Source organism: Streptomyces typhae (assembly GCF_009755605.1).
Lineage (GTDB): Bacteria > Actinomycetota > Actinomycetes > Streptomycetales > Streptomycetaceae > Streptomyces > Streptomyces typhae.
Map to the genome: position 1 here is coordinate 124,630 of NZ_WPNZ01000003.1, position 22,401 is coordinate 147,030.

Annotated in this window: 24 protein-coding genes and 1 pseudogene; 18 read left to right on the forward strand and 7 right to left on the reverse strand. The window is 69.2% G+C overall.

The window, feature by feature from the left end:
- Positions 1-4: 4 nt before the first annotated feature.
- Both GPA10_RS07095 and GPA10_RS07100 read right to left on the reverse strand, forming a co-directional pair.
- Positions 5-529, reverse strand: a complete 525-nt coding sequence (locus tag GPA10_RS07095) for a GNAT family N-acetyltransferase (RefSeq protein ID WP_157164743.1) — start codon at positions 527-529, stop codon at positions 5-7.
- On the reverse strand, positions 526-1,791 hold the full coding sequence (locus tag GPA10_RS07100) for an NsdA family TPR-like regulatory protein (RefSeq protein WP_484600343.1): 1,266 nt from the start codon (positions 1,789-1,791) through the stop codon (positions 526-528). Before GPA10_RS07100 ends, GPA10_RS07095 begins: the two co-directional genes overlap by 4 nt.
- A 406-nt stretch (positions 1,792-2,197) precedes the next feature.
- Here GPA10_RS07100 and GPA10_RS07105 point away from each other — a divergent pair, with 406 nt between their 5' ends.
- The 9 genes from GPA10_RS07105 (at position 2,198) to GPA10_RS07145 (ending at position 9,166) form a co-directional block, all read left to right on the forward strand.
- The gene (locus GPA10_RS07105) at positions 2,198-2,590 is read left to right on the forward strand and encodes a hypothetical protein (protein ID WP_246258884.1); all 393 of its coding nucleotides are present in this window, start codon (positions 2,198-2,200) and stop codon (positions 2,588-2,590) included.
- Positions 2,591-2,596: 6 nt separating this feature from the next.
- On the forward strand, positions 2,597-3,076 hold the full coding sequence (locus tag GPA10_RS07110) for a hypothetical protein (protein WP_058851061.1): 480 nt from the start codon (positions 2,597-2,599) through the stop codon (positions 3,074-3,076).
- Positions 3,073-3,378: a hypothetical protein gene (locus GPA10_RS07115; protein WP_058851062.1), complete on the forward strand. Its 306-nt coding sequence runs from the start codon at positions 3,073-3,075 to the stop codon at positions 3,376-3,378. The genes GPA10_RS07110 and GPA10_RS07115 overlap by 4 nt, the downstream gene beginning before the upstream one ends.
- The gene (locus GPA10_RS07120; protein WP_058851063.1) at positions 3,375-3,845 is read left to right on the forward strand and encodes a hypothetical protein; all 471 of its coding nucleotides are present in this window, start codon (positions 3,375-3,377) and stop codon (positions 3,843-3,845) included. The genes GPA10_RS07115 and GPA10_RS07120 overlap by 4 nt, the downstream gene beginning before the upstream one ends.
- Positions 3,842-4,726, forward strand: a complete 885-nt coding sequence (locus GPA10_RS07125) for a hypothetical protein (RefSeq protein WP_157164744.1) — start codon at positions 3,842-3,844, stop codon at positions 4,724-4,726. Before GPA10_RS07120 ends, GPA10_RS07125 begins: the two co-directional genes overlap by 4 nt.
- A gap of 129 nt (positions 4,727-4,855) precedes the next feature.
- A complete protein-coding gene (locus GPA10_RS07130; RefSeq protein WP_157164745.1) occupies positions 4,856-6,148 on the forward strand; it encodes a tetratricopeptide repeat protein in 1,293 nt (430 codons plus the stop codon).
- 580 nt (positions 6,149-6,728) lie between these two features.
- Positions 6,729-7,022, forward strand: coding sequence for a hypothetical protein (locus GPA10_RS07135; protein WP_058848590.1), 294 nt, complete (start codon positions 6,729-6,731; stop codon positions 7,020-7,022).
- Between the two features lie 12 nt (positions 7,023-7,034).
- Positions 7,035-8,018: an ATP-grasp ribosomal peptide maturase gene (tgmB, locus tag GPA10_RS07140; protein ID WP_058848589.1), complete on the forward strand. Its 984-nt coding sequence runs from the start codon at positions 7,035-7,037 to the stop codon at positions 8,016-8,018.
- Entirely contained in the window at positions 8,015-9,166 is a 1,152-nt protein-coding gene (locus GPA10_RS07145) for a methyltransferase domain-containing protein (RefSeq protein ID WP_157164746.1), read from the forward strand. Before tgmB ends, GPA10_RS07145 begins: the two co-directional genes overlap by 4 nt.
- A gap of 187 nt (positions 9,167-9,353) precedes the next feature.
- Here GPA10_RS07145 and GPA10_RS07150 read toward each other — a convergent pair whose 3' ends face one another.
- Entirely contained in the window at positions 9,354-10,106 is a 753-nt protein-coding gene (locus GPA10_RS07150; protein WP_343040472.1) for a transposase family protein, read from the reverse strand.
- A 138-nt stretch (positions 10,107-10,244) separates the two neighbouring features.
- Here GPA10_RS07150 and GPA10_RS07155 point away from each other — a divergent pair, with 138 nt between their 5' ends.
- The 9 genes and pseudogenes from GPA10_RS07155 to GPA10_RS07190 all read left to right on the forward strand — a co-directional run bounded on the left by GPA10_RS07155 (position 10,245) and on the right by GPA10_RS07190 (position 19,417).
- The gene (locus GPA10_RS07155) at positions 10,245-11,147 is read left to right on the forward strand and encodes a hypothetical protein (protein ID WP_157164747.1); all 903 of its coding nucleotides are present in this window, start codon (positions 10,245-10,247) and stop codon (positions 11,145-11,147) included.
- Positions 11,148-12,548: 1,401 nt separating this feature from the next.
- On the forward strand, positions 12,549-13,631 hold the full coding sequence (locus tag GPA10_RS42225; protein WP_246258885.1) for a hypothetical protein: 1,083 nt from the start codon (positions 12,549-12,551) through the stop codon (positions 13,629-13,631).
- The gene (locus GPA10_RS07165) at positions 13,628-14,383 is read left to right on the forward strand and encodes an ATP-binding protein (protein WP_058848584.1); all 756 of its coding nucleotides are present in this window, start codon (positions 13,628-13,630) and stop codon (positions 14,381-14,383) included. The genes GPA10_RS42225 and GPA10_RS07165 overlap by 4 nt, the downstream gene beginning before the upstream one ends.
- Before the next feature lie 134 nt (positions 14,384-14,517).
- Positions 14,518-15,138, forward strand: a complete 621-nt coding sequence (locus GPA10_RS07170) for a WhiB family transcriptional regulator (protein ID WP_079086435.1) — start codon at positions 14,518-14,520, stop codon at positions 15,136-15,138.
- A gap of 113 nt (positions 15,139-15,251) precedes the next feature.
- Positions 15,252-15,485: pseudogene (locus GPA10_RS43970) on the forward strand (DUF2637 domain-containing protein); the annotation flags it as partial.
- A gap of 661 nt (positions 15,486-16,146) precedes the next feature.
- Positions 16,147-16,557: a hypothetical protein gene (locus tag GPA10_RS42235; RefSeq protein WP_246258955.1), complete on the forward strand. Its 411-nt coding sequence runs from the start codon at positions 16,147-16,149 to the stop codon at positions 16,555-16,557.
- Positions 16,554-16,745: a hypothetical protein gene (locus GPA10_RS07180; protein ID WP_058848582.1), complete on the forward strand. Its 192-nt coding sequence runs from the start codon at positions 16,554-16,556 to the stop codon at positions 16,743-16,745. Before GPA10_RS42235 ends, GPA10_RS07180 begins: the two co-directional genes overlap by 4 nt.
- A gap of 327 nt (positions 16,746-17,072) precedes the next feature.
- Positions 17,073-17,705 (forward strand): plasmid mobilization protein, encoded by a 633-nt coding sequence (locus tag GPA10_RS43975; RefSeq protein WP_425505682.1) that lies wholly within the window; start codon positions 17,073-17,075, stop codon positions 17,703-17,705.
- Positions 17,702-19,417 carry a relaxase family protein gene (locus GPA10_RS07190; RefSeq protein ID WP_157164748.1) on the forward strand — a complete coding sequence of 572 codons (1,716 nt, stop codon included), beginning with the start codon at positions 17,702-17,704 and terminating at the stop codon, positions 19,415-19,417. The genes GPA10_RS43975 and GPA10_RS07190 overlap by 4 nt, the downstream gene beginning before the upstream one ends.
- A 744-nt stretch (positions 19,418-20,161) precedes the next feature.
- Here GPA10_RS07190 and GPA10_RS07195 read toward each other — a convergent pair.
- The 4 genes from GPA10_RS07195 to GPA10_RS07210 form a co-directional block, all read right to left on the reverse strand.
- Positions 20,162-20,515, reverse strand: coding sequence for a hypothetical protein (locus tag GPA10_RS07195; protein WP_157164749.1), 354 nt, complete (start codon positions 20,513-20,515; stop codon positions 20,162-20,164).
- A 105-nt stretch (positions 20,516-20,620) separates the two neighbouring features.
- Positions 20,621-21,307 carry an SPDY domain-containing protein gene (locus tag GPA10_RS07200; protein WP_425505683.1) on the reverse strand — a complete coding sequence of 229 codons (687 nt, stop codon included), beginning with the start codon at positions 21,305-21,307 and terminating at the stop codon, positions 20,621-20,623.
- Between the two features lie 78 nt (positions 21,308-21,385).
- Positions 21,386-21,868, reverse strand: a complete 483-nt coding sequence (locus GPA10_RS43600; RefSeq protein WP_343040474.1) for a hypothetical protein — start codon at positions 21,866-21,868, stop codon at positions 21,386-21,388.
- A gap of 105 nt (positions 21,869-21,973) precedes the next feature.
- Entirely contained in the window at positions 21,974-22,171 is a 198-nt protein-coding gene (locus GPA10_RS07210; protein WP_157164750.1) for a hypothetical protein, read from the reverse strand.
- Positions 22,172-22,401: the final 230 nt, after the last annotated feature.

Sequence of the window (22,401 nt, forward strand, 5' to 3'; positions counted from 1 at the left end):
CAATTCACCCCAGCCCCTTCACCATCACTGCATACAACGGGGAGTCAGCGAACGGGCGTCGTTCGCCTACTTTTTCGTAGCCCCATGTCTCGTACAGATTCTGGACCTTCGGGTGGGTGACGTCGACCAGCAGGACGGAGAGATCCTCGTTTCGCTCCTTCAGTAGTTCTTCGTGTAGTTGGTGTGCTATTCCCAGCTTGCGCCACGGTGGGCGCACCATCACTTCCGAGACTGCGAATGTGCCTGTGTGGCCGTTGTTCGGTTCGAAGTCGGTATCACGCCACCATTCACGTCCTGGGGCCAGTGGAGCGCCGTAGGCGAAGCCGGTCGGTTCGGCTCCGTCGAAGGCGACTACACAAGTGAAGTCTTTTCTGTCCGACCAATGGTCGACGAACCAGGGGAACCGCTGGTTGAACTCTTCATGTATGACGTCACTATAGGAATCTGCGTGCACATCGATCAGCATTTTCTTGAAACCCTCAGGGAGGCTTCCACCGTGGTAGTGTCGCACGTCAATCACCTTGGTCATACTCGGCTCCATTCGTCTCTCATTCGTTCTACCCATTCGCGGGTGCACGTCGTGGAGGGGGCAATCCTGAGCAGGTCTCGGTGGAAGTCTCCAACCAGGGTGCGTATCCGTTGAGGCAGAGGCGCGCCATTCATGATCGAGAACACGGCGACCGCAGTCTGCGTAGCCTGCTCTGGTTCCCCTTGTCGCAGTTGGGCGCTCGCAAGCTGGCACGTTGCCAGGGCTCGGTTGCGTTGGAACTCGCGCGGGATCTTGGCCAGGGCCCGGTGCGCCATGGCTTCCGCGGCGGCATGCTCACCGATGCGGAAGCAAGTGATCGCCGAGATGTGGTTGAGCTCAGCCGGCCCATAAAAGGAAGTCCAGCGGGGCCGAGCGTCCTGAGTTGCTTTCGAGAGGGCGTCTTGGGCCGACCCGAGCGCCTTCTTGGCAGCTCTGCGATCCCCTAGTGCGGCGTGGGACAGCGCAAGACGTGCGCGTGCCAGGGAGCTGAAAAAAGGGTCGTTGCGGGCGGCTTTGGTGGCCACCGCTGCGTGAGCTGACGCACGATGCTCTGCCCAGTTCTTCCGCTGGGAGGAGAGCAACCCAATATTGATCCAGAAATGTATCCCTGCGAACGGATCCTGAGAAAGCCCGGAAAAGGTCCCTGCCTCGTTCAAGTACCTTTGCGCTGCGTCTAGGTCACGCAGGTCGATGTACGAAAATGCTGCGAGGTTGGTGTACTCGGCGGCCAGCGCGTATAGAGCGCGCCGTACCCTTTCGCTAGCGTTCCGTTGTTGAAGGTCCAGCACCTTCTTGCGGGCGCTGAGGGCGCGTATCGCCAGGGAAGCGTTCCCGCCCTGGCGGTCATCGACCTCCACGAGTGTTTCCATGTCGGCAGCAGCGCGGTCGACATCCGACATACCCACTGTTCCTCTGCGTCTGAGCACGGGAACGGTTGCGGCTGCGGTGCCAGTGGTCGAAAGCATGAAAGCACGACGCCTCATAGGGTCCTCCTGCAAGGAGTGGGGTGCACTTAGCCCCAAATCCGTCACAGGGCAGCCGAACACACGCTCCAGTGCGACGCAAGTACGCCCGATTGGGCGTTGGCTTGACCCGTCAAGCAGATTGCGGACCGTGCGCGAGGACATATTCCCCGGACGGCCAGTGATCGCCAGCAACGCGTCATTGCAGCGATCGGCCAACTGGTCCTGACTCAGGCCGAGTTGTTGGAGGCGGGCCTGAAGGACGACGTTCGCTCCCATGCACCGAACGTATCGCCACATCTACGGCGCCACCAGAGACAAGGTAATGAGACAGCAAAGTCTTCCGGGTGGCGGGCAACGGAAGCCTGGAACCTTTCCTGTCGCGTCCGCCTCGGCGCTCGTTGACTAGTCACCTGCCCTCAGGCCGGGTTTGACGCGCCAAGCAGTGAGCAACGCCCGGCTGCCCCAGTCGCGAGCTTGGGACACCGAGCCGGAGGGACTGGACCGTGACCGTCACCATGGAGGTGCTGGCATGACCGCCACGCTGCCCCAGCGCGCAATGGGATCAGTACGAGCAGTTCCTTCCGCTGGGCCCCCTGCCTTCGAGACTGCGCAGGGGATGGCCCCGCGCTCAGTGGTGGACACGGACATGCAGGATCTCGCGGCCCGCGTCCGCAGCCTCATGGACTTGATCAACGGTCGGCCAATGTGTCTGCCACTGGGCGGGCAGTTCTTCGACATCGTGACAACGGCCAACGGGGATGCGGCGCGGGCTGTCGTCCGGCTTCTGGACGAGCAGCAGGTCGACGGCTGCGGGCCCGTGATAGACGATCCCGCGCACGGGCGGTTCCACTGGCTCGTGCCGCCCGGCTCCAGCACGCGATGGGCGCCGCACCGGTACGCCATCTGCCTCGGACGGCCGCATGAGATCACGCTGCCGCCCCTGGACCAGCTGGAGCCGCCCGGCTCGTACTGGCTGCGTCCCCTGACGGCCAGTCGGCTCGTGCCCACGGCTCCTCTGCGGGACTTCCTCGACCGCTTCCAGCCGACACCGCCGCCACACGAAGCACTGCTGGCCGCCGAACTGAAGGCGGTGTGAGGCGACATGGATCTCGCCAGTCCCTTCCTGTGCGGCATGTATCCGTACGAGGAAGCACCCCGCATCCCCGGGAACCGGACTGCCCGGCTCGCCGGCCGAAGGACCGACTTCCTGAAGCAGATGCTTCAGGAGCACGCCGACACCGACCGCCGCGTGACCGTCGTTCCGTACGTGGCGGGAGCGCACGGCGGTGAGCGGCACGATGTGCTGGCACGACTGAGGCATTTCGCCGCACATGAGGCTGGCTGGGATGTCGCGCGGACCTCCTTCTCCGACTCCGACCCGGCCATGCCCGTCGAACGCCGGAAAGCCTTCGCCGCGGCCTGCCGGTACGCCGGCGCGGGGCACGCCAGCGGCTTGCTCACGGTGGGCCGTACCGCCGTGACCGCGGACGATGCCGCGTACGAGCGCGTCCTGACCTTCCTCCACGAGCGTCGCGTGTTCCTCGCCTACCTGCCCCTTCTCGGTGAAGGGGCGGTGCAATGACTCTGGTGCGGCTTCCGGTGGATGCGATCCGGAAGACGATCGCCGCAGTGTTCCAGCCCGGCGTGGCGATGCCGCCCGTGGAGACCCTCGCTGCGCAGGTGGCCGCGCTCGTCGCCGGCATGCAGGCGCTGCTGCCCGCCGTCTCGGCCGCCCATCCAGCACACCAGCATGCCCAGGCCCTCCTTCGGCCTGCGCTCCGGGATGCCCCGAGGAGTCACTACGAGCTGTGGCAGCACACCCTCATCCTCGCCCGCTGCGCTCAGGCCCTGCTGGACCTGACTCGTGAAAGCAGAACACCATGACCGACCCCGAGCAGCCCAGCAAGCAGTGGCGGGCAGGCGACCCTCTGGACTTCGCGTCCCTGCGCCGCAACGTGGACGACGCCTTGACCGCGCTCCCGCCGCCGAGCGGGGACGACATCCTGTTCACCTTCAGGGACCCCGAGCCCACCCCGACGCCGAAGCTGATCGACATGCTCCTGGCTGACCTGGCCGGTCTCCTGGTCCCCTGCCAGGACGCGGTGAGGTCCTGGGAGCCGGAGCCCAAGGCCATGGTCACGACCATGATCACAGAGGCGTACGCGCTCATCGAACGGCGCCCGGTAGCCCCGAAAGTCGACCAGGCATACGACTACCTCCAGAAACTCGCCCATGCCACCCGGGCCCTAGCCGTCGTTGCCTACTCCGGCCGATCACCCGAGGTCCCGGCGCGCGACGCTCCCCTTCCTCACCCGCACACACCTACCGATGGAGAGGCACGACACACGTGAGCACCTGCGACATTCGCTACGAGACAGAGCTGCATCCCGAAATCGTCGGGCTGATCGAGCCGCTGTCGGAGAAGGTCCTGCCGCTCGTGGCGGAGGTGACCAGGCTGCCGCTCGGCGATCGTCCGGTGATCCGCGTGGTCGGTCACGAACAGCTCATCGCCAACGTGATGGAGGCGCGGCGGCGGGCGTTCGTCCGCGATGAGCGGCAGCTCGACATGCCCGTCGAGGAAGTCAGCGCCCTGCGCGCCCGGCTGGAGACCGAGGAGGAGCAGCTGCGGCTGTCCTGGATGGGGGGACCTGCCGCCACGGTCACCAGGGTGTCCGGCAGGCCGGAGATCTTCATCGTTCCTGAGGCCATCCACCACATAGGTGGCGGGGAGGCGTTGATCGCCAAGGGGCTCGCGCACGAGCTCGCTCACGTGGGCCAGCACTGGGCAAGCGGTGGTGAGGCGTTGCTCGCCTACAGCACCAGTCGGCCCGACCTGCGCGACCTCGCGGACGTGGCGGTGGGGCCGGTGCTGCACGGTCATTCCGAGTGGACCGATCACCAGGTCACCACCCGCCTGCTCGGCCACATCGTGGAAGCGGGCCCCACGGGCCGGGAGACACCCGAGTTCCTGGCCCAGATGCAGCAGTACTACGAGCGCATGCAGGACCCCGCCACCGCGCCAGCGCACCCCGCGCCGTCGGGGAACCCCTACCAGGTCGGTCTCCTCTGGGTGAGCGGCATCATCAACCGCCTGGGCGTCGAGGCGTTCAACGAGGTCTGGAGCGACCTGCGGCTCTTTCCCACCAGCCGAGAACTCAAGGACCCGGACGGGTGGGTGCGGCGGGTGTACCCCGATGCCCGCACTCTGCACCAGGAGCAGGAGGGCGCGTGAGCTGGTGGTTCCTGTCGTCGTTCCTCAAACCGCCCGCCCTGATGAGGCGGCACACCGCGAAACCGGTGGATGACCCCCGCTCCCCGCAATCTGGCCCATCCCGCGACCTCCGAAAGGACCCGCGCCCGCATGTCCGTCCTTGAGCGCCGCTACACCGGCTTACCCGACGACACCACACGCCGGGCCTACCGATTGCTAAGCGTGGTCCCGCTCAGCGCCCTCGACGCCGACGCCACCGCCAACGCGTGCAGCGTCTCCCACGAGGACGCGGCGGCAATCCTCCGGCAGCTCGACGACGCCCACCTGTTGAAGCGCCTGGGGCCGCAGCCCGGCCGGGAAGTGGCCTACCGCTTCACCGAAGCGGGCCGCGAGCACGCCCACCAGCACGCGCGGACCGAGGACAGCGTGGATGTCGTCGACGACGCGGTACGCCGTGCAGGGTCCTGGCTGCTGGCGACCTTCACGCGTGCGGAGCGGATCCTGACCCCCCACCATCGCCAGCTCGACCGCGACCTCCACCACCAGGTCCCGGCCTACGCCTTCGCCGACGACAACCCCGCTGCCGCTCTGCTGTGGGTCGAAGCCCACCTGCCCGACGTGAAACTGATGGCCCGGGAAGCGCGCCGACGAGACTGGCACGAGATGGCGTGGCAGCTCGTGCACGCAGCCTGGCCCGCCTTCCACCACCTGCGCCCGCTGGAGCTTTCCTGGGAGCTGCACAGCCTGGGAGTGCAGGCCGCGGAAGCGTGCGGGAACCGTGTGGCGCTCCGGGAGATGCTGACCACCGGCGCCATCGCGCTGCGCGGGCTGCGCCGCGTCCAAGTGGCGTTCGCGTGGGCCGAGCGTGCTTCGGTCCTCGCCCTGGAGGACGGCGACCTGCGAGGCCGGGCCCAGGCCAACCACGAGCTGGGGGTCTGCTCCCGTGAACTGGGACTGCGGGAGGCCGCTGTGCAGTACCTGTACGACGCTCGCGTGTGGCGCGAGGATTCCGGGGACCGCCGGGGCGCAGCCCTGACCCGCATCGTCCAGGGCCAGATCCACCTCGACGATGGGAGGCCGCAGAAAGCGATCGACCGCGTCGGCCCCGCCCACACCGATCTGCGAGACGTGAACGACCCCATCAACGCCGGCCGGGCCTGCCTCGTCCTCGCCGAGGCTCACGCACACCTCGATCGTCTGCCCAGGACCCTTGGTCTCCTTGACGAAGCGCACACCTACTTCGAGCGCGCCGGACACCCCCCGGGGCAGGCCCGCGTACTGAAGGCGCGCGGACGCCTCGCCCAGAAGGCAGGCCGCATCGACGAGGCCCGCACGTGCTACACCGCCGCCCTCAACCTCTACCCGCAGAGCAGCCCGGACGCCGCCGACATCGCCGCCCTTCTCAAGGGTCTGCCTGAACAGCGCGCTTCACCCTCCGCCTGAGGAGCCGCGCCCGCCAGCGCCGCCCGGCGCCGCGACGTGACCAACCGCGGCCCCGGGCGGCCCCAGCCGGGCTTCCTTCCCTGCTCCCCCGAGCCTCCGGCCATGCCGCACGGCCCCCCGTTCGCGGACACGTTGGAGAGGCGGGAAGGAAGTGGCGTCCGTCGGCTTCAGGTCCGACACCAGGACGCCCCGGTTGCTCCACCGCTCGCACTGGCGGTGAGCAACCGGCCCGCGCCCCTCTCCACCGGCCCGTGGGGGACCGGACAACCGGTGGAGAGGGTCCGAGGCTCCACACCCGGGACCGCGCCACCTGTTCCGCACGAGCTCGGGCACGGTGCGACGCCTGAGGCCGGGACGGTCCCGGCCCGGCCTCAGGCCAGAGGCGGCCCAACGTCACAGGAGCCGCACGTCGCCGTACGGCCAGCCTGGCACGGGCATCGTCAATCGCCAGCTCCGCGTGCTGTCGTGGAGAGAAGCAAGCGGACTCGGCAAGCACCTCGCCCCACCCGATAACGCACCCCACTCCAGGCCCGGACCCCGTAGGAGACCGGCGCTACCCAGACGGAATGAGGAGACCGCAGTGTCCACACCGCTGACCAACCCCCGCGTAGCCGACGTCGACCTCGTCACCCACTCCCCCGACGGCGAGTCTCGCGGCCTGTTCGAACGGACCGGGGACCTGTTCCCGCTCAATCCCATGGGCCACATCCTGACCGCGATCGCCGACGCGCCTTCTTCGGCCCGCCCGTGGGGACTGCGGTTCGCTGAGATCCCCCGCCCGTCCTGCGGCAAGCATGAAGGGGGAAGCAAGACGACCACCGGCGACACCCCCGACGGCAAAGGACCGCACACCGAAGAGACCCAGACCGACTGAGGGCGGCCGAAGATGAAGAGCACCGTTCTCATCCTCACCGACAAGACCGACATCACCGCCGGCCGCGTCGCCGCCGAACTCGCCATCCGCGGCGTACCGCTCGTGCGCCTGGACCCGGCCGAATTTCCCACGCGCCTGAGCATGTCTGCCGAGATCACCACCGGCGCGCCGTGGACGGGCGCCCTCAACAGCCGAGCCGACAGCAGCCCCGTCGTCGACCTGGCCTCCATCAGCGCCGTCTACTACCGTCGCCCTACCCAGTTCCGGTTACCCGACGGCATGAACCGCGCCGAGCAGACCTTCGCCTACGGCGAGGCCCGGCGCGGTTTCGGCGGCGTCCTCGGCGCACTGGACTCCGCCCGGTGGGTCAACGACCGGGTCGCCGCCGCCCAAGCCGAGTACAAGCCCCTGCAACTCGCCACCGCAACCCGCGTCGGCCTGACCGTCCCCGACACCCTGATCACATCCGAGCCCGATCACGCCTACCAGTGGGCCAAGCAACAAGACGGTCCGATCATCTACAAGCCGCTCTCGGGCATCTGGCACGCCGACGGCGGCACCGTACGCGTGATCTACACCAACGCAGTCCAAGACCTCGACTCACTCCTCGACCCGAGCCTGGGCCACACCGCCCATCTGCTCCAGCGGCAGGTACCCAAAGATCACGAAGCACGGGCCATCGTCGTGGGACAGAAGGTCTTCACCGTCGCCATCGACGCGAGTACCTCTCGCGGGCGCAACGACTGGCGATCGGACTACGACCACCTGGCCTACCGCGTCATCACGCTCCCCCAAACCATCGCCGACAAGCTCGTCGCGCTGCACCACGAACTCGGGCTCGTCTTCGGCGCCGTCGACCTCATCCACCGGCCCGACGGGGAATGGGTGTTCCTCGAAACGAACCAGACCGGCGAATGGGACTGGCTCGCCGGAGAAACCGGCATCCCCGTAGCCGCAGCCCTGGCCGACGAGCTCACCGTAAAGGCCCCCGCATGAGCGAAGACCACGCCACCGCCCTCGCCTCCCACCTCACCGCAACCGGCAGCCTCACGCCCTCATGGCACCAGTACTACAACGCCGTACCGCGACACCACTTCATCCCCGATGTGGCATGGGCGGTCCCAGACGGAACAGGCCCCGGCTACCCCATCGACCGCAACCACGACGCACCCGGGTGGCTGCGCGCCGTCTACTCCAACGCCTCCATCGTGACCCAGCTCGACGCCGGCACCGGCGACCTCCGCACCGGCAAAGGAACACCCACATCGAGCTGCTCCTCACCAGCCATCGTCTTTCCGATGCTCCAAGCACTCGACGTGCTCGACGGGCACAGAGTCCTGGAAATCGGCACAGGAAGCGGCTGGACAGCAGCACTGCTGTCCGCGCGCCTCGGCTCGCAGCACGTGACATCGGTCGAGGTCGACGAGGACATCGCCGCCCGCGCCGCCGAGTCCGTCACACGCGCCGGATACGCGCCCCACCTGATCGTCGCCGACGGGACGGACGGCTACGAGCCGAACGCACCGTTCGACCGTGTGCACGCCACCTGCGCGGTAGAGCACGTCCCGTACGCGTGGGTGCGCGACACCCGTCCCGGCGGCGTCATCGTCCTGCCCTGGCGCCCCACCTACGGCCACGGAATGCTCGCCCGTCTCGTCGTCGACGGCGACGGCCAGGCCATCGGCCGCTTCGAACGCACGGCATCCTTCATGATGCTGCGATCACAACAGCGAACCATCGGCTGGACACCCCACCACACGGACAACGCCCACACCGAGCAAACGACCCTCGACCCCCGCACGATCATCAACGCCCCCGACGGAGCGGCACTCACCATCGCAGCACACTCACCCGGTATCACCCAGACAGTGATCGCCGACCCCGACGGCGACGTATCACTGCTGCTGTCCGAAGCCGACACTCCCGACGGGGCATGGGCCGCGGTCGACTACTCCGCCGGACGCAACACCTACACAGTCACCTGGTGGGGCGAACGCAACCTATGGGCACAGGTGTCCCACGCTCATCTGCGGTGGGTGTCCTGGGGGCAACCTGAACGTGCCCGGTTCGGCATCACCGTCACTCCCGACGAACAAGTCCTCTGGCTGGACCATCCCCGGCATCGCGTACTGCCGAACACCTGAACGCCAGGGCTGCCGACCGCGATCCCTCGGCGACACCACGCAGAACGGCACGGTCCTTGAACAACCGCCCGCTCGATCCCCCGGGGCCCGCCCGTGACGACGGCCGTCATGCCTTTGCGTACTCTTCTTCGACGCGACGAGAACAAGGTGTAGGACCTTCGAACGTACTGAGCCTTTTCCATCGTGATCAGGCGGCGAGTTCGAGTGCGACGACGGCACGGACGACGGCGGTGATCCGGGTGGTGCTGCAGCGGAGCTTCCTCAGGAGGCGCCAACATTTGAGGGTGGCTGTAGCGCGTTCGCCGCGGCTACGAATCTTGGCGTGATCGCGGTTGTGACGACGACGCCGGCCGCGCAGGTTTTTGCCCCGGAACGGGACGCGGACAGCAGGGCCTGCGCCCTGATGCGCCCTGTCGGCCCAGCATTTGACGTGGTCAGCGGCGAGAGCGGCGGGTGTGCCGTGGGTCCGGGCCGCGGTCAGATCGTGCACGGCTGCGGGTAGCGCGCCCGGGGCCCGGACCAGGCGGCCGGCTGGATCCGCGAGGACCTGCACGTTCATCCCGTGGTGATTCTTCTTCCCCGAGTGGTAGGGGCGGTAGGCGGCGATGCGGTCGATCGGCAGTACGGTGCCGTCGAGGATCACGTATGCCTTCTTCCGCACCGTCGCTATGGCCTGTTCCCGCGTGGGCGCGAGAGCGGCCAGGACGTCCACGGCCTCGCGTATGTACCGGTGGACCGTCGCGATTCCGGCGCGGAAACCTGCTGCGAGGCGGGTGTAGGTGTCGCCGCATCGCAGGTGGGCCAGGACGGGCACGGCCTGCCGGCCACACGTCGGGCGACGCCAGCGGGAGCCGATCTGTCGACGGTGGCCTGCGAGGAGAGGGGACAGGTGCTGCAGAGAGCGGCTGGACAGGTCGATGGCGGACGGGGAGACAAGCACGCGGAAGCTCCTGACAGACTGGTGATCTTGGTCGAAAACCCGCCTACCAGGAGCTTCATCCTGTTGTCAGCCCAACGGCGTACTGCTGATGCAGGTTGAGAAGGCTCAATGTCTGTGCCGTGCTGTTCACTTGGCCGCGTGGATGCCTCAGCTCTGCGCGCCCGTCTGAACGACGCCTGGCGTGCGCCCGAATTGCACTGCCCGCTGCCCGTTCATGGGGCAGGGCATGTCTGTGTGCCCAGTGACGCGGAGGATCTGGCCGAGTTGGAGCGCGTCGCTGCGGACGTGGTTGACGGGGCGGGCCGGCCGGTACGTGCCTGGGTCGTCGGGGGCAGGGCAGCAGGGGTGCCCGACGGTCCGCCGGTGGGCGGGCAGGGCGGGCTCCCCATCGGCGGGGAGGGCGGGCTGCTGGAGCTGCGCGGGTGGGTGCTGGCCGAGCACTGGTTCGGATACGGCGTGACGGCCACCGCCGACGGCCCGCGCCGCGTCGTGATCCTCGCCCGGCGCGCGTTCACCCGCCCGCCCGGGGCCGGGTGGGTGGCGTTGCTGCGGCAGGCCACCGGGCGGACGGAGCCCGATCGGTGCGGCGTCGACTGGGCCGCGACGGAAGCCGCGCTGGGCACCGCGCTGCCCGGTGACTACAAGGACATCGTCGACGCCTTCGGCGCGGGCAGCTTCGACAAGTACCTGGACCTGCTGGTGCCGGGTGCGCCGGGCACGGACCTCGTCTCCTGGGGCCAGGACATGGAGCGGTACGCCGACCTGTACCGGCCATACCCGGTCCACCCCGCGCCCGGCGGCGTGCTCATATGGGCGACCTCCGAGCAGGAGCTGACCTTCCACTGGCTGACCGGACCGGCCGATCCCGACGACTGGCCGGTCATGGTGCAGTACCTGGACGGTGAGTGGCAGCGCTTCGACTGCGGCACCGGCGAGTTCGTGCTGCGCCTGCTCACCGACCGCACCTCGCAGTTCGCCTTCCCGCCCTCCGCCGGACCGTTCCCCCACTGGTTCGCCTCATGGGAGCTGCCGGAGGGCTGAGCCCCTGCTAACCCGGCTGTCAGCGCCGCTGACCATGCTCGGCGAAGCGTCTCGGCCGCCGGGACAGACTGCGGATCTGCTGGTCACGACCTCGCTACAGATCGGTTCAGTCGTCAGCAGGCCGATGAGCAGTACAGGGATGAGGTTGGAAAAGGCTCAGTGCCTGAGCATGCCACCCAGCCCCATGAATTGACCGGCGAGATGCCCACCCTCCCCTTTCGTGACGCTCGCGTCGCCGCCACGCGCGTCGCTGTCGACGGAGTACTGCGACACCCTTTCCACTACGGCGTTTCCCTCTCCTGTGGCGTCTTCGTTGATGGCGGTCGGTCGGCGTACGGCCACAATGTCCTCCGCATCTGCTTCGTTCCAGGAGCCAGCCGCAGCGGCATAGAGGCGAAACGAAATAGTCGCCTCCCCTCGCTCCCGGCATGACCATACGCAATCGCCCCGCACACTTTGAAGGCTGTGTGGCATCGCCCACACGCCGCCTGAAAGCACTCCCTCCGTTCATGATCGAAATTGAGCATGCGAGAGCAGCCTTCCCTCTCGGCGAATCGGGCATCTCGCCCCATGGAACGAGACCTTCTCAAGAAACCGGCAAATATTTGCCGGTTTCCATTACGGGCCGACGATCGCGGTCTAGACCATGGAGACGAATTCCACGAGCACCCACCAAGCACGCTCATCCCCCATGCGTGGCCCACGAGTTGCGGCACGGCAGGCATCCCAAGGAGGTTGAACGCCAGCCGAAACACATCCCCTCAAACCGGGCAATTGATCGCCGTTGACGGCCTGGAGGGACTGTGGCTTAAATCCTCTGACCAGCAGGTTCAACAGGATGCGGCAGCGACTCAGGGGGCGCGGTGCAGATCATCGTTGCGATGCACACAAGCATTCCGACGCTGCCCGCGCCATGCTCTGCGTTCTGCCACCGTAAGCGCACTGGTGAGCACCCTCCCCGTGCGACTTGTACCGCGGCCGTGAATAGAGTCTGGATCTTGTCGCGGTGTGCGCATATGTTCGTCGTCCCCCCACCGGGCACCTCGCCCGGCGGCTGAGACGAGAAGGAGCGGCGTGAACTTCATGCGGGCCGGCCGGGCCGGGTAACCCGGGAAACAGCGGCGGCGCCTGCGGGAGGCACCCCTCAGACGCCGACCGCCAGATGAAACTCCCGCCCGTGCAAAGGCCGGAGATTTACCCACCATCACCGCACCGGGCTGTATTCCCATAGCCCCGGAAGCGGCATCACTTCAGAGGAGAGTGTTGCATGCGCGCTGCCCTGCGCAAAAGGCCGGACGACCCGGTTGGCGCGGCTGGCTGCCCCCTGCCCCTGTCCCCCGCCGGTGACCGTGTGCCGGTCGAGAGGGAACCGCTCCGGCGTCGTAGCGGGGGTGGGGTCTGATGGCGCGGATCCGCACGATCAAGCCGGAGGCGTTCGAGTCGGAGGACCTGGCCTCGGTGAGCGTCACCGCGGAGCGGACCTTCTTCGGGCTGCTGACCCAGGCCGACGACTCCGGCCGGCACCGCGATCACCCCGCGATCATCGCCGGGCGGCTGTGGGCTCTGCGTCCCGAGCACTCCGCCACGCATGTCGCGCAGGACCTGGAGGAGCTGGCCGCCGCCGGGCTGATCTGCCGCTACACCGGCTGCGACGGGCGCAACTGGCTGCACATCGTCACCTGGGAGCGGCACCAGAAGATCGACCGTCCCTCCGCCTCCCGGCTGCCGCGGTGCCCACAGCACCAGGCGGGCCACAAATGCGGTGGATGCGGCGCCGCCTCCTGCCCCGACACCACCACGCCGTTCATGGTCCAGGCGGTCTCGGTGACTGCTCGACGAGCCCTCGGCGAGGACTCGTCGAAGGCTCGTGAAGCCCTCGCCCGGCCCCCGGAGGCCGGTATCGGCGACACGTCCGGCCCGTCTGCGCCCCCGCCTGTCCCAGCTCAGCCCGTGGCTGCCCGTACGCGCAACGCCCCCGGACCTCCTTCCCACCGCCCCATCGTTTCCGCAGGTCAGAGCGATTTCATCGAGGGTTCGGTGAGTCCTCGAGGAAACCTCGACGAGGCTTCCTCGTCTGGATCTAGGATCTTGGATCCTGGATCTTTCCTTACGGGGCGCGAGGCGCCCGCGCCCGACGCCTGCCCGGGAGTTTCGGCCAAGCAACTGGTGGCCGAGTACGTCCGGGACTGCCGGCGGCGCCCGCCGGAGGACTTCCTGGGCCATCTGGGCCGGAAGATCAACGCGCTGCTCGACGAGCGGTTCGAGGCCGACGACATCCGCGCCGCCCTCGAGCGGCTGCGGGCCAAGGGCCTCAACCCCAGCGTCCTGCCGAGCCTGGTGAACGAGCTGGTCAACGCACCACCGCAGCCGACCGACGGGCTGTCGTCCGCCTCCGGCGCGGGGCCCTGGGCCCACACCGCCAGCCCCTACACGCCCTACCTCAACCCCGCCCCCGGACCGACGACGTTCGGAGGCCGCCTGTGACCCGCGCCCGCTACGCCGACCCCCAGCCCGCGATCCCCGACCGGCTGCGGGAGCGCCTGGAGACCAGGCTCGCCCAGCGCGGCCTGGACCTGAAGCGCCCGCTGCCGGAGACCCCGGAGCCGATCCCGGCGCTTCAGGCCGCGCAGGCGCGGATCCCGGTCGACTACCGCGCCGCCCTGCCCGAGCACCCCGACGTCACCGCCTGGGTCCGCGCCATCTCCGCCAACGCCGCAGCCCCGAATGTTGAGGGCGTCAACCCGCACTACGGCACTGCTGGACGGCGTCAGGTCACGCACGGGCCCAGCCTGCTGCTGTGGGGGGCCACCGGCACCGGCAAGACCCACCAGGCATACGGGGCGATCCGCGCGCTGACCGCCGCCGGATGCGGGGTGGCCTGGCACGCCACCACCGCCGCCGACCTCTACGCCGCCCTGCGCCCGCGCCCCGGAGTGGACCCCGAGGTCCTGCTGCGGCGGCTGATGCGGATCCCGGTGCTGCTGCTCGACGACTTCGGCGCGGCCAAGCCCAGCGAGTGGACCGAGGAGATCACCTTCCGGCTGGTCAACTGGCGCTGCCAGAACCGGCTGCCCACGCTCTTCAGCAGCAACATGCCGCCCCTGCGCACCGACCAAGTGCCCGCGCGGCAGGCGGTCCTGCGCGACAAGGTCGGCGACCGCGTCCTGTCCCGCCTGTCCGGCATGTGCACCGCCATCGAATTCACCGGGCCTGATCGCCGCTACCAGCGCCGCTGACCTTCCTCCAGGGGTCACCGTTCCCGCCGTGCGGCCCTCGTCCACCACGCCCTGCCCTGTCTCGCCGCACTTCGCCGCCACCGCGATGGTGCCCTGCCCGCCCGCCCTCCTGTGAGGCGATCTCGGAGACTTCCTTGCGCTACCAGACCACCAACGACTCCCCCGCACCCGCCTTGCGGGGAACCGGCGACCACAGCTGGCATCCACGGGCCGCCTGCCACGGCATGGACCCCGCCCGCGCCGACAAGCTGTTCTTCCACACCCTCCGCGACCGCAAGGCCATCGCCGAAGCGAAACGACTCTGCGCCACCTGCCCGGTGAAGAAGGACTGCTTCACCTACGCCATCGACCACCAGATCACCTTCGGCCTGTGGGGCGGCCTGTCCGACAAGGAGCGCCGGCAGTGGTCCGGCAAGCGCGGTGAGCGCCTGGACTACGACCGCATACGCGCCACTCTCCAGGGCCGCGACGTGCCCCTGAGCAGCGCGGAGCGCAGCACGATCATCCACCACCTGTTCCTGCGTGGCTGGAGCCCGCAGCGCGTGGCCCACCGCCTGAACGCCGACCCCGACTGGACCCGCGACCTCATGCGCGAAGCCGCCCGCGTCACCGACGAGCGTGACCTGTGCTGGGGCCTTGTCGAGGAACCCGACGGCACCCTGCGCGAGCCCCGCGCGGACGAGGAGCACACGGCGACAGAAGGTCGCGACCTGCAGTCCCATGCCCTGATCGCCTCGCTCGGAAAGGCTGCATGATCCACCCCGCCACTGCACATCCCTCCGTCGCGCCCATCGGCCTGTGGGACCGTCTGGCCATCGTGGTCCTGGGCCTGGCCGGGTGCGCCCTGAGTTACGACGCCCTGCAGCAGATGGCCGTGGCCATCCACATCCGCGGCCACCTCACCTACCTCTTCCCCCTCGTGATCGACGGCTTCATCGCCTACGGCGTACGCGCCCTGCTCGTCCTCTCCCAAGCCCCGCTGCGCGCCCGGCTCTACGTCTGGGTGCTCTTCGCCACCGCCACCGCCGCCAGCATCTGGGCCAACGCCCTGCACGCCCTCCGCCTCAACCAGCAGACCACCCACCCCGGCCTGCGCCTGAGCGACACCGTCGTCGCCATCCTCTCCACCCTCGCCCCACTCGCCCTCGCCGGCGCCGTCCACCTGTACATCCTCATCACCCGCCACCACCCCGGCGGCGCGCCCCAAGCGGACCAGCCAGAGACAAGGCCGACCCGGCACATCCGGACCACACAGCGTTTCAAGAGCACGCGCAGGAGGGGCGCTGCGGGCCTCAACCCGCGGACCACGGATCACTCGTCCGCCGCGCCCGACCAACAGGCCAGTCCCGCAGACGCCTCGCACGGCGAGCACGGACCAGCCCGAGGGTCTGCCCCGCACCGCGCGGACCACAGCAGCACTGCGGTCCGCAGCCCCTCGCGGACCACTGACCACCGGGGCGTCCGCGCCCGTGCGGACCAGCGGACCAACACCACCCCAGACCGTCGGGCCCGGGGTGCGGACCAGAACGCGGACCGTGGTCTGCCCGCCGCGGACCAACAGTTTGCCGATGGTCCTCATGAGGCCCGCAGCGGGCGGTGCACTAGCAACGACGCAGGTCCGGCCTCCGGACCGCATGGTCCGGCGGACCACGAGCGGGCAGGCCACGCACACGGACCGGCCGAAGAGCCTGCTCCAGTGAGCGCGGACCAGGGCGCCCCGGCGGACCGGATGCCGGACCGCGAGTACCCGCAGACCGCGGACCATGACCACCGGACCGCGGACCCAGCCGACCGACGCCGCCCCCGCGGACCAGCGGACCAACACCGCACCGGACCACCCGGACCGCGGAGTGGACCAGGTCACGGACCAACCTGCGGACCAGGACGAGGACGGCTCGCCGGGCGGACCACAAGGGGCCCGGAGCCATGGCGCCCCGGCAGCGGACCAGCGGACCAAGCCCACGGACCAGGACGAGGCCCCCTGGGAGGCGAAGGTCGCGGTCGCACGCCAAGCCGCCCTCGCCGAGGGCCGGATGACCCGCCGGGCCATCCGACCGCACCTGCGCAACGCCAACATCTCCGTCAGCAACGAACTGTTCAGCGACCTCCAGGCCGCCCTGTACGCGGACCCGGCACTCGCCCACCTACCCCGCGACACAAGGAGAACCCGATGAAGACCTGCGAGCGCTTCGCGCGCATCAAGAGCGGCTATGAGCGGGACATCACCTACCTGCGCAACCACTCCCAGCGCAGCGCGCGAACCAAGGCCGCCAAGACGAGCGCGGCCAACGCCCTTGACCTGAAGTCCCGCATGGCCAGAGCCCTGGACCGACACTTCGAAGCCTGCCCCATATGCGGATGAATAGGTTATAGCGCCAGGTGAAGCGCCCTATCCTCCCGTCGTGCGGTAGCCCGGCCCGAGGCCAGGTCTCCACTCGGCCCCAAAGGGCCCGGCACCCGCTCCCGCCACTCCCATACCTCACCCCTGACCATGACTGAGGCGAGCGCCTGAGCCGGGGCCTTGGTCCATCACCGACTCCTGCACGCCGCCGTCGTGGCCCCGGAGGGTGCAGTGGCACGTGCAGAGCACACCTCAGCCCCCCGTCCGCGTCCTGGACAGAGCTGCCGCCACGGTCAAACCCGCCGCCCACATCCAGCACCACACCCGCACCACGAGGAACCCCACTCGATGACACACCAGAACGAACCCCACCCCCACACCCCCAGCCCATCGGAGAACAACCCAGCGTCGCGGGGAGCAAGTTGGGGCGGAAGCGTAGCTTCCGCCGACCCCGCCCCGGAGGGAGCGGGAGCGGGCCGGCACCAGGGGGCGCAGGTCCGAAAGGCTTCGACCGGGGGCGGACCGAAGCCAGAGGGGAATACCGAAGCCAGCAGCCGCCGTCGCCGCACGTCCGCCGTACCGCGTGCTCGTCAGCGTCCGCGCCAGCCGCGCGAGACCAAGCGTCTGCACCAGCCCAACGCACGCTTCAACGACGAAGAGTTCGATCTGATCAAGTCCGCCGCCGCCCAGGCCAACCTGTCCGTCGCCGGGTTCCTTGCCCGCTCCGCACTGCGCGCTGCCCGCGATCGTGATCGCACCGCCGCCGAGATCGCCGACGACCGCGAAGTGATCACCGCACTCTTCGACTCCCGCCGCCGCCTCGGCTGGGCGGGCAGCAACCTCAACCAGGCCGTCAAAGCCCTCAACTCCGGCTCCGAAGCACCCCAGATCGAGGCAGCCATTACCGCCGTCCGTACGGCGGCCGACCGCGTCCACGAGGCCGCCTCCCGGCTCATCGCCCGCGAGCAGAACCCGGCATGATTCCCAGCATCAACCGCTCCGGCGACCGCACCGCCGGCCTGCTCCACTACCTGTACAGTCCCGGCCGCGCCGAGGAGCACACCGACCCGCACCTCGTAGCCTCCTTCGACGGAATGGCCCCCGATCCCGGCCGCACCACCAGCTTCGACGCAGCCATCAAGGATCTGGCCCTCCTGCTCGACCAGCCCGTCGAAGCCCTGTCCGCGCACGCCCGGCCCGCCAAACACGTCTGGCACACCTCGGTGCGTGCCGCTCCCGACGACCGCATCCTGACCGACGACGAGTGGGGGGACATCGCCCGCCGGGTTGTCGCCGCCACCGGCATCGATCCCGGCGACGGCGAGCCCGGCTGCCGCTGGGCAGCCGTACGGCATGCAGATGACCACATCCACATCGTGGCCACCCTCGTGTGCGAGGACGGCAGCCGCCCCGACGACTTCCGCTCCGGCAAACGCGCCCAGACGGAATGCCGCATCATCGAGGCGGAGATGGGCTTGGTGCGGGTCAATGCGGGAGATGGCACTGCCGCCAAACGCCCCACCAGTGCCGAGCGCCATAAGGCCGAGCGGCAGGGCCGACAGCGGACCGCCCGGGAGGAACTGCGTGAGACGGTCCGGCGCGCCGTGGCCGGCGCGCAGAGTGAGGAGGAGTTCTTCGACCGGCTGGCCGCCGCCGGCCTGCTCATCCGTAAGCGCGCCGCGCCCTCCGGTGACCTCCTGGGCTACACCGTGGCCCTGGTCGATGACCGCAACGAGAACAACGAACCGGTCTACTTCGCAGGTTCCACACTCGCCCCTGACCTGTCCTTGCCCCGGATCCGTGAACGCTGGCCCGCCCAGATCGAGGCGGGCACCGCTACCGCTGCGGACCGCACCTCGGCGGTGAGCGGTCCCGCATACGCGCGGCGCCACGCGGCTGGCGTCGCCTGGCAGGCGATCCTGTCCATCGACCACGGCGACGACGGCCAGGCCGCCGCCCACATCGCGGCGGCCGGGGAGGTCCTGGACGCGCTCGCCAAGACCTCCGCCGCCCACACCCGCACACAACTAACCGAGGCGGCATGGGCGTTCGAGCGGGCCTCCCGCTCCCACGTGCGGGCCGAGCGCGGCCACGACCGCGCGCTGCGCCAAGCAGCCCGCGACCTCATCCACGGCGGGCCCGCGCTGGGCCGCGGGGAAGACGGCGCAACCACCGCCATGCTCATCGACATGGCCTTCTTCCTGGTCACCGCCGCCGCCCACTGGCACAGCCGCAAGAACCACGCGCAGCAGGCCACCGCCGCCCAGCAGGCCGCCGAGCACCTGCGCGCCGCCTACCGGGCCGCAGCCGCCCACCCCATGGCAGTCCTGCACCACCGCGGGAGACGCCTCGCCCAGCCGCTGCTGCACCGACAGGCGACCCACCTGCGCCAGGCGCTACCCGAGCTGGCCGAGCAGATCTTCAACGAACCGGGCTGGCACGCGCTCGCCGCCACCCTCACCGACGCCGAAACCACCGGCCACGACGTAACCTCGCTGCTGGCCGAAGCCGCCGAACACCGCGAACTGGACACCGCCGACTCCCTCAGCGACGTCCTTATCTGGCGCCTGCGCCGGATGGCCAACCTGCCCGCCGACGCCTCCGCCATGCCCGACACCGACACTGCCACGCCGCGCCGTACCGGGCGACCGGTGTCCCGTCCCGTTTCGCGTTCCCGCCGGGCGCCTCGATGACCAGGGCGAGCGATGGCCAAGGCCACCGCTGGCCAGCCCTCAGGACGATGAGGCTGCACACTTCCCCCTGGGGGCGTGCAGAGGCCGTTCGAGCCGTGGTGGCAGTCAGCAAGCGCGCTACCGCAAGCTCACGCGAACGGGTACCAGAGCGTTCCTCAGGTCAGGCCCAAAGCGTTCACCGAGCGAACAGCAAGATTGTTCATCCAGCGAACACCCGGTCCTGTTCGCTCGATGAACAGGACCGCGGCTTTCACGGCCGAGTGACAGGGCGCTCCGCGGGCGAGGCCCAGATCCGTTTACTGAGTGAACAGCAAGAATGTTCACTGAGTGAACATTCGACCTGTTTACTGAGTGAACGGGTCTGTCAAGCCGCACTCGGGTCCGCCAAGGTATCGACCGCAACTCTGCAAGCGCGTGCTTGCAGGGCTGATTGCTGTTGGCCGAGTAGCGGTCTTCCGTTACGCAGCAGCAGGGCGTACCCGGACCGTCGTACGCAGCACCGTGCCGGGCACCCGCCGCTGCTCGGCGCTTTGGTCGGCGAAGAGAGTAGCCGGGATGCGCTACCCGTGCCTTGGTCCCACGTTCGCGGATGGCGATGCGCGTGCCCGTGCTGTGGAGTCAGGATCGGCCGCCCGACACAGTGGTGGTACAGCGAGAAGCCCTGTGACCCAGCCAGCAGAGTCGGCACCAGGCGTGATGTCGGCTGGAGCAGCACGTTGGCTACGTGCAAAGGGCGTTGCAGAGTCACCAGGCAGTCATGTGTATCCGCACGTCGGTGAACTGGTTCTCGCCCGTCAGGTCGACGTCGAGGCCCGCGCGACTGCGGCCCAACAGGGGTACGACATGGCGGGTCCCAGCGCACCACGACGGCGTGTACAGGTCGCAGGTCGGAAGCACCGGCCCTGTCGTCGCCGACGTCGAGCCGCCTTTGTCCCGCTGCATGGCGGGGGCGCGGCCGTCCTCGCAGGCGTGGTCCGCGCGGGCCGGGGCGGTGACGGCGCGCTCGTGGCAGTCGATGCACCAAGCGGGCGCCTCGGCGAGATCGCGGTTGCGGCAGGGAGCCAGCGGACCCCCGTCCCGCGCATCGCAGTGGCTCACCAGCATGGGACTGGCTAGTGACGGGCACCTCTTCCGAAGGTACGGGACGTGCACGCGGCACGCGCACGACGCGGCATGGCCCGGCACGATGGCCGGACCCCGCTGTCAGGCGCGGTTCACGATGGTGAGGCGCTTCATGGCGCTCTGGGGCAGGCGGTGGCGTGCCACTGGTGCCGGGGAGGCGAGCGAGCCGGCGAAGACGGCGACCAGCTCGTTGGGGACGCTGGGGCTGAAGTTCGCGCACCAGAGGTAGGGGGCGCCGAAGGTGGGCTCGGCCCATGCCTGCCAGCCCAGCAGGTCCTCCCGCAGGTCGGCGTCCGCGATCAGGTCCGGCAGCATCTCCAGCGAGACGTGCGAGGCGAACCCGGGATCCGTGGCCGCGGTGCGAGGGCGGTCCACGTCGGGGATCCATCCCTGCGCGCTCAGCGCCGCCACCACCACCTCGGGCTCCGCGAAACCGGTGTCGGGCACCGCGCCGGCGTCGAGCGCGAGGAGGAAGTCGTGCAGGACCTCGTGCGGCACGCCGGTGGTGAAGTACGCGTTCCACTGCGCCACGGCGCTGGCGGCGATGGTGCGGGCGGAGATCTGCAGGGCCACGGGTAGGCCGCCGAGCGTGAACGGGCTGGCGGCCAGGATCCATTCGGCGCCGCGCAGTGCGTCCGGACTCACATACAGCAGGGTGTCGCGGGCGGTTGGCCACATGCGCCAGCCCAGTGCGGTCAGCGTTTCGCCGATCCGCTCGGCGAGAACGTCATCGTCCCCCGCCAGATGGCGCGGGGTGACCCAGCGCACCGGATCCGGCGAGAGCGGGTGGGAGGAGTCAGAGGGAGGGTGCGGGTGCAGGGGCGCCTCCGTAGGTTTGGGGGTGGTTCACTGTCCGCCGTCGGGGCGGGCAGCGCGCCGCAAGCGCGGCGGGGCCTGGGTGGGTGCGTGCCAGCCCAGCGCGACCGCGACCTCGGGCAGAAGCGGGCCGAACTGCTCGGCCTCCTCCGGCTCGGTGAGCAACAGCACCAGACGGCCCTGCTCATCGCGGACAGCAACCACAGGGCCCGCGCGGTGGGCCATCGGAAAACCAGGGTTCACGGCTAGTTGCACGACCGCGTCACGGTCGCAGACCGACAGCCGGTCGAGCAGGTCACCGACGGACAGCTCCGGCAGGGTGGCGAGCAGCTCGGTGGCCTTGGCTTCAGCCACGAACACCACCGGCCGATCGGCATCGTCACGCGTGGCGACCACGCCGCCGATGCGGCGGGACGTGCGGGCGAAGGGGTTGATCCACAAACGAATCATCGCGTCGCGATCGCCGGCGGACAGGCCATTCAGCAAGTCGCCGACGGTCAGCTCCGGGGCCAAAAGGCATCTCCTTGCAGTAACGGGCGCCCCTCAAGGGGGGCGAGGGCAGGGTGTGTGCCGTACGTGCGCGCCTCGGCATCACGCGAGTAGGGACGACGTCTCGCCTCAGCGGAAACGGGCCGCGCTACTCTCCACAAGCGCGTCGCTGGCCAAACGGGTGCGGTAGCCGGACACGTCCACGACCACCGGTGCCACCTCTTTGAACTGCAGTTCTCGGGGAAGGCCGTCTACGTTTACATGCCCCTGCGGCGTCCACCAGCCCTTCAGCGATCTTTCCTGTCTGCCACTGGCGAACTGCTGCACTTTGTCATTCAACCGAGTCACTTGACAGCGCCCCCCACCGCTTTGACTGCACTGGGGACCATCCCTGCGGACGCGGGGAGCAGTGGTTGCCGACCGGCCGGTTCCGGCGACGACAGGGACCATCCCCGCGGGCGGGGAGCAGAGCTCGTCCCCGCCTTCGAGCGCGGGCAGGTTGGGACCATCCCCGCGGGCGCGGGGAGCAGACTGAATGACCTGGGGGTCTTCTAAGC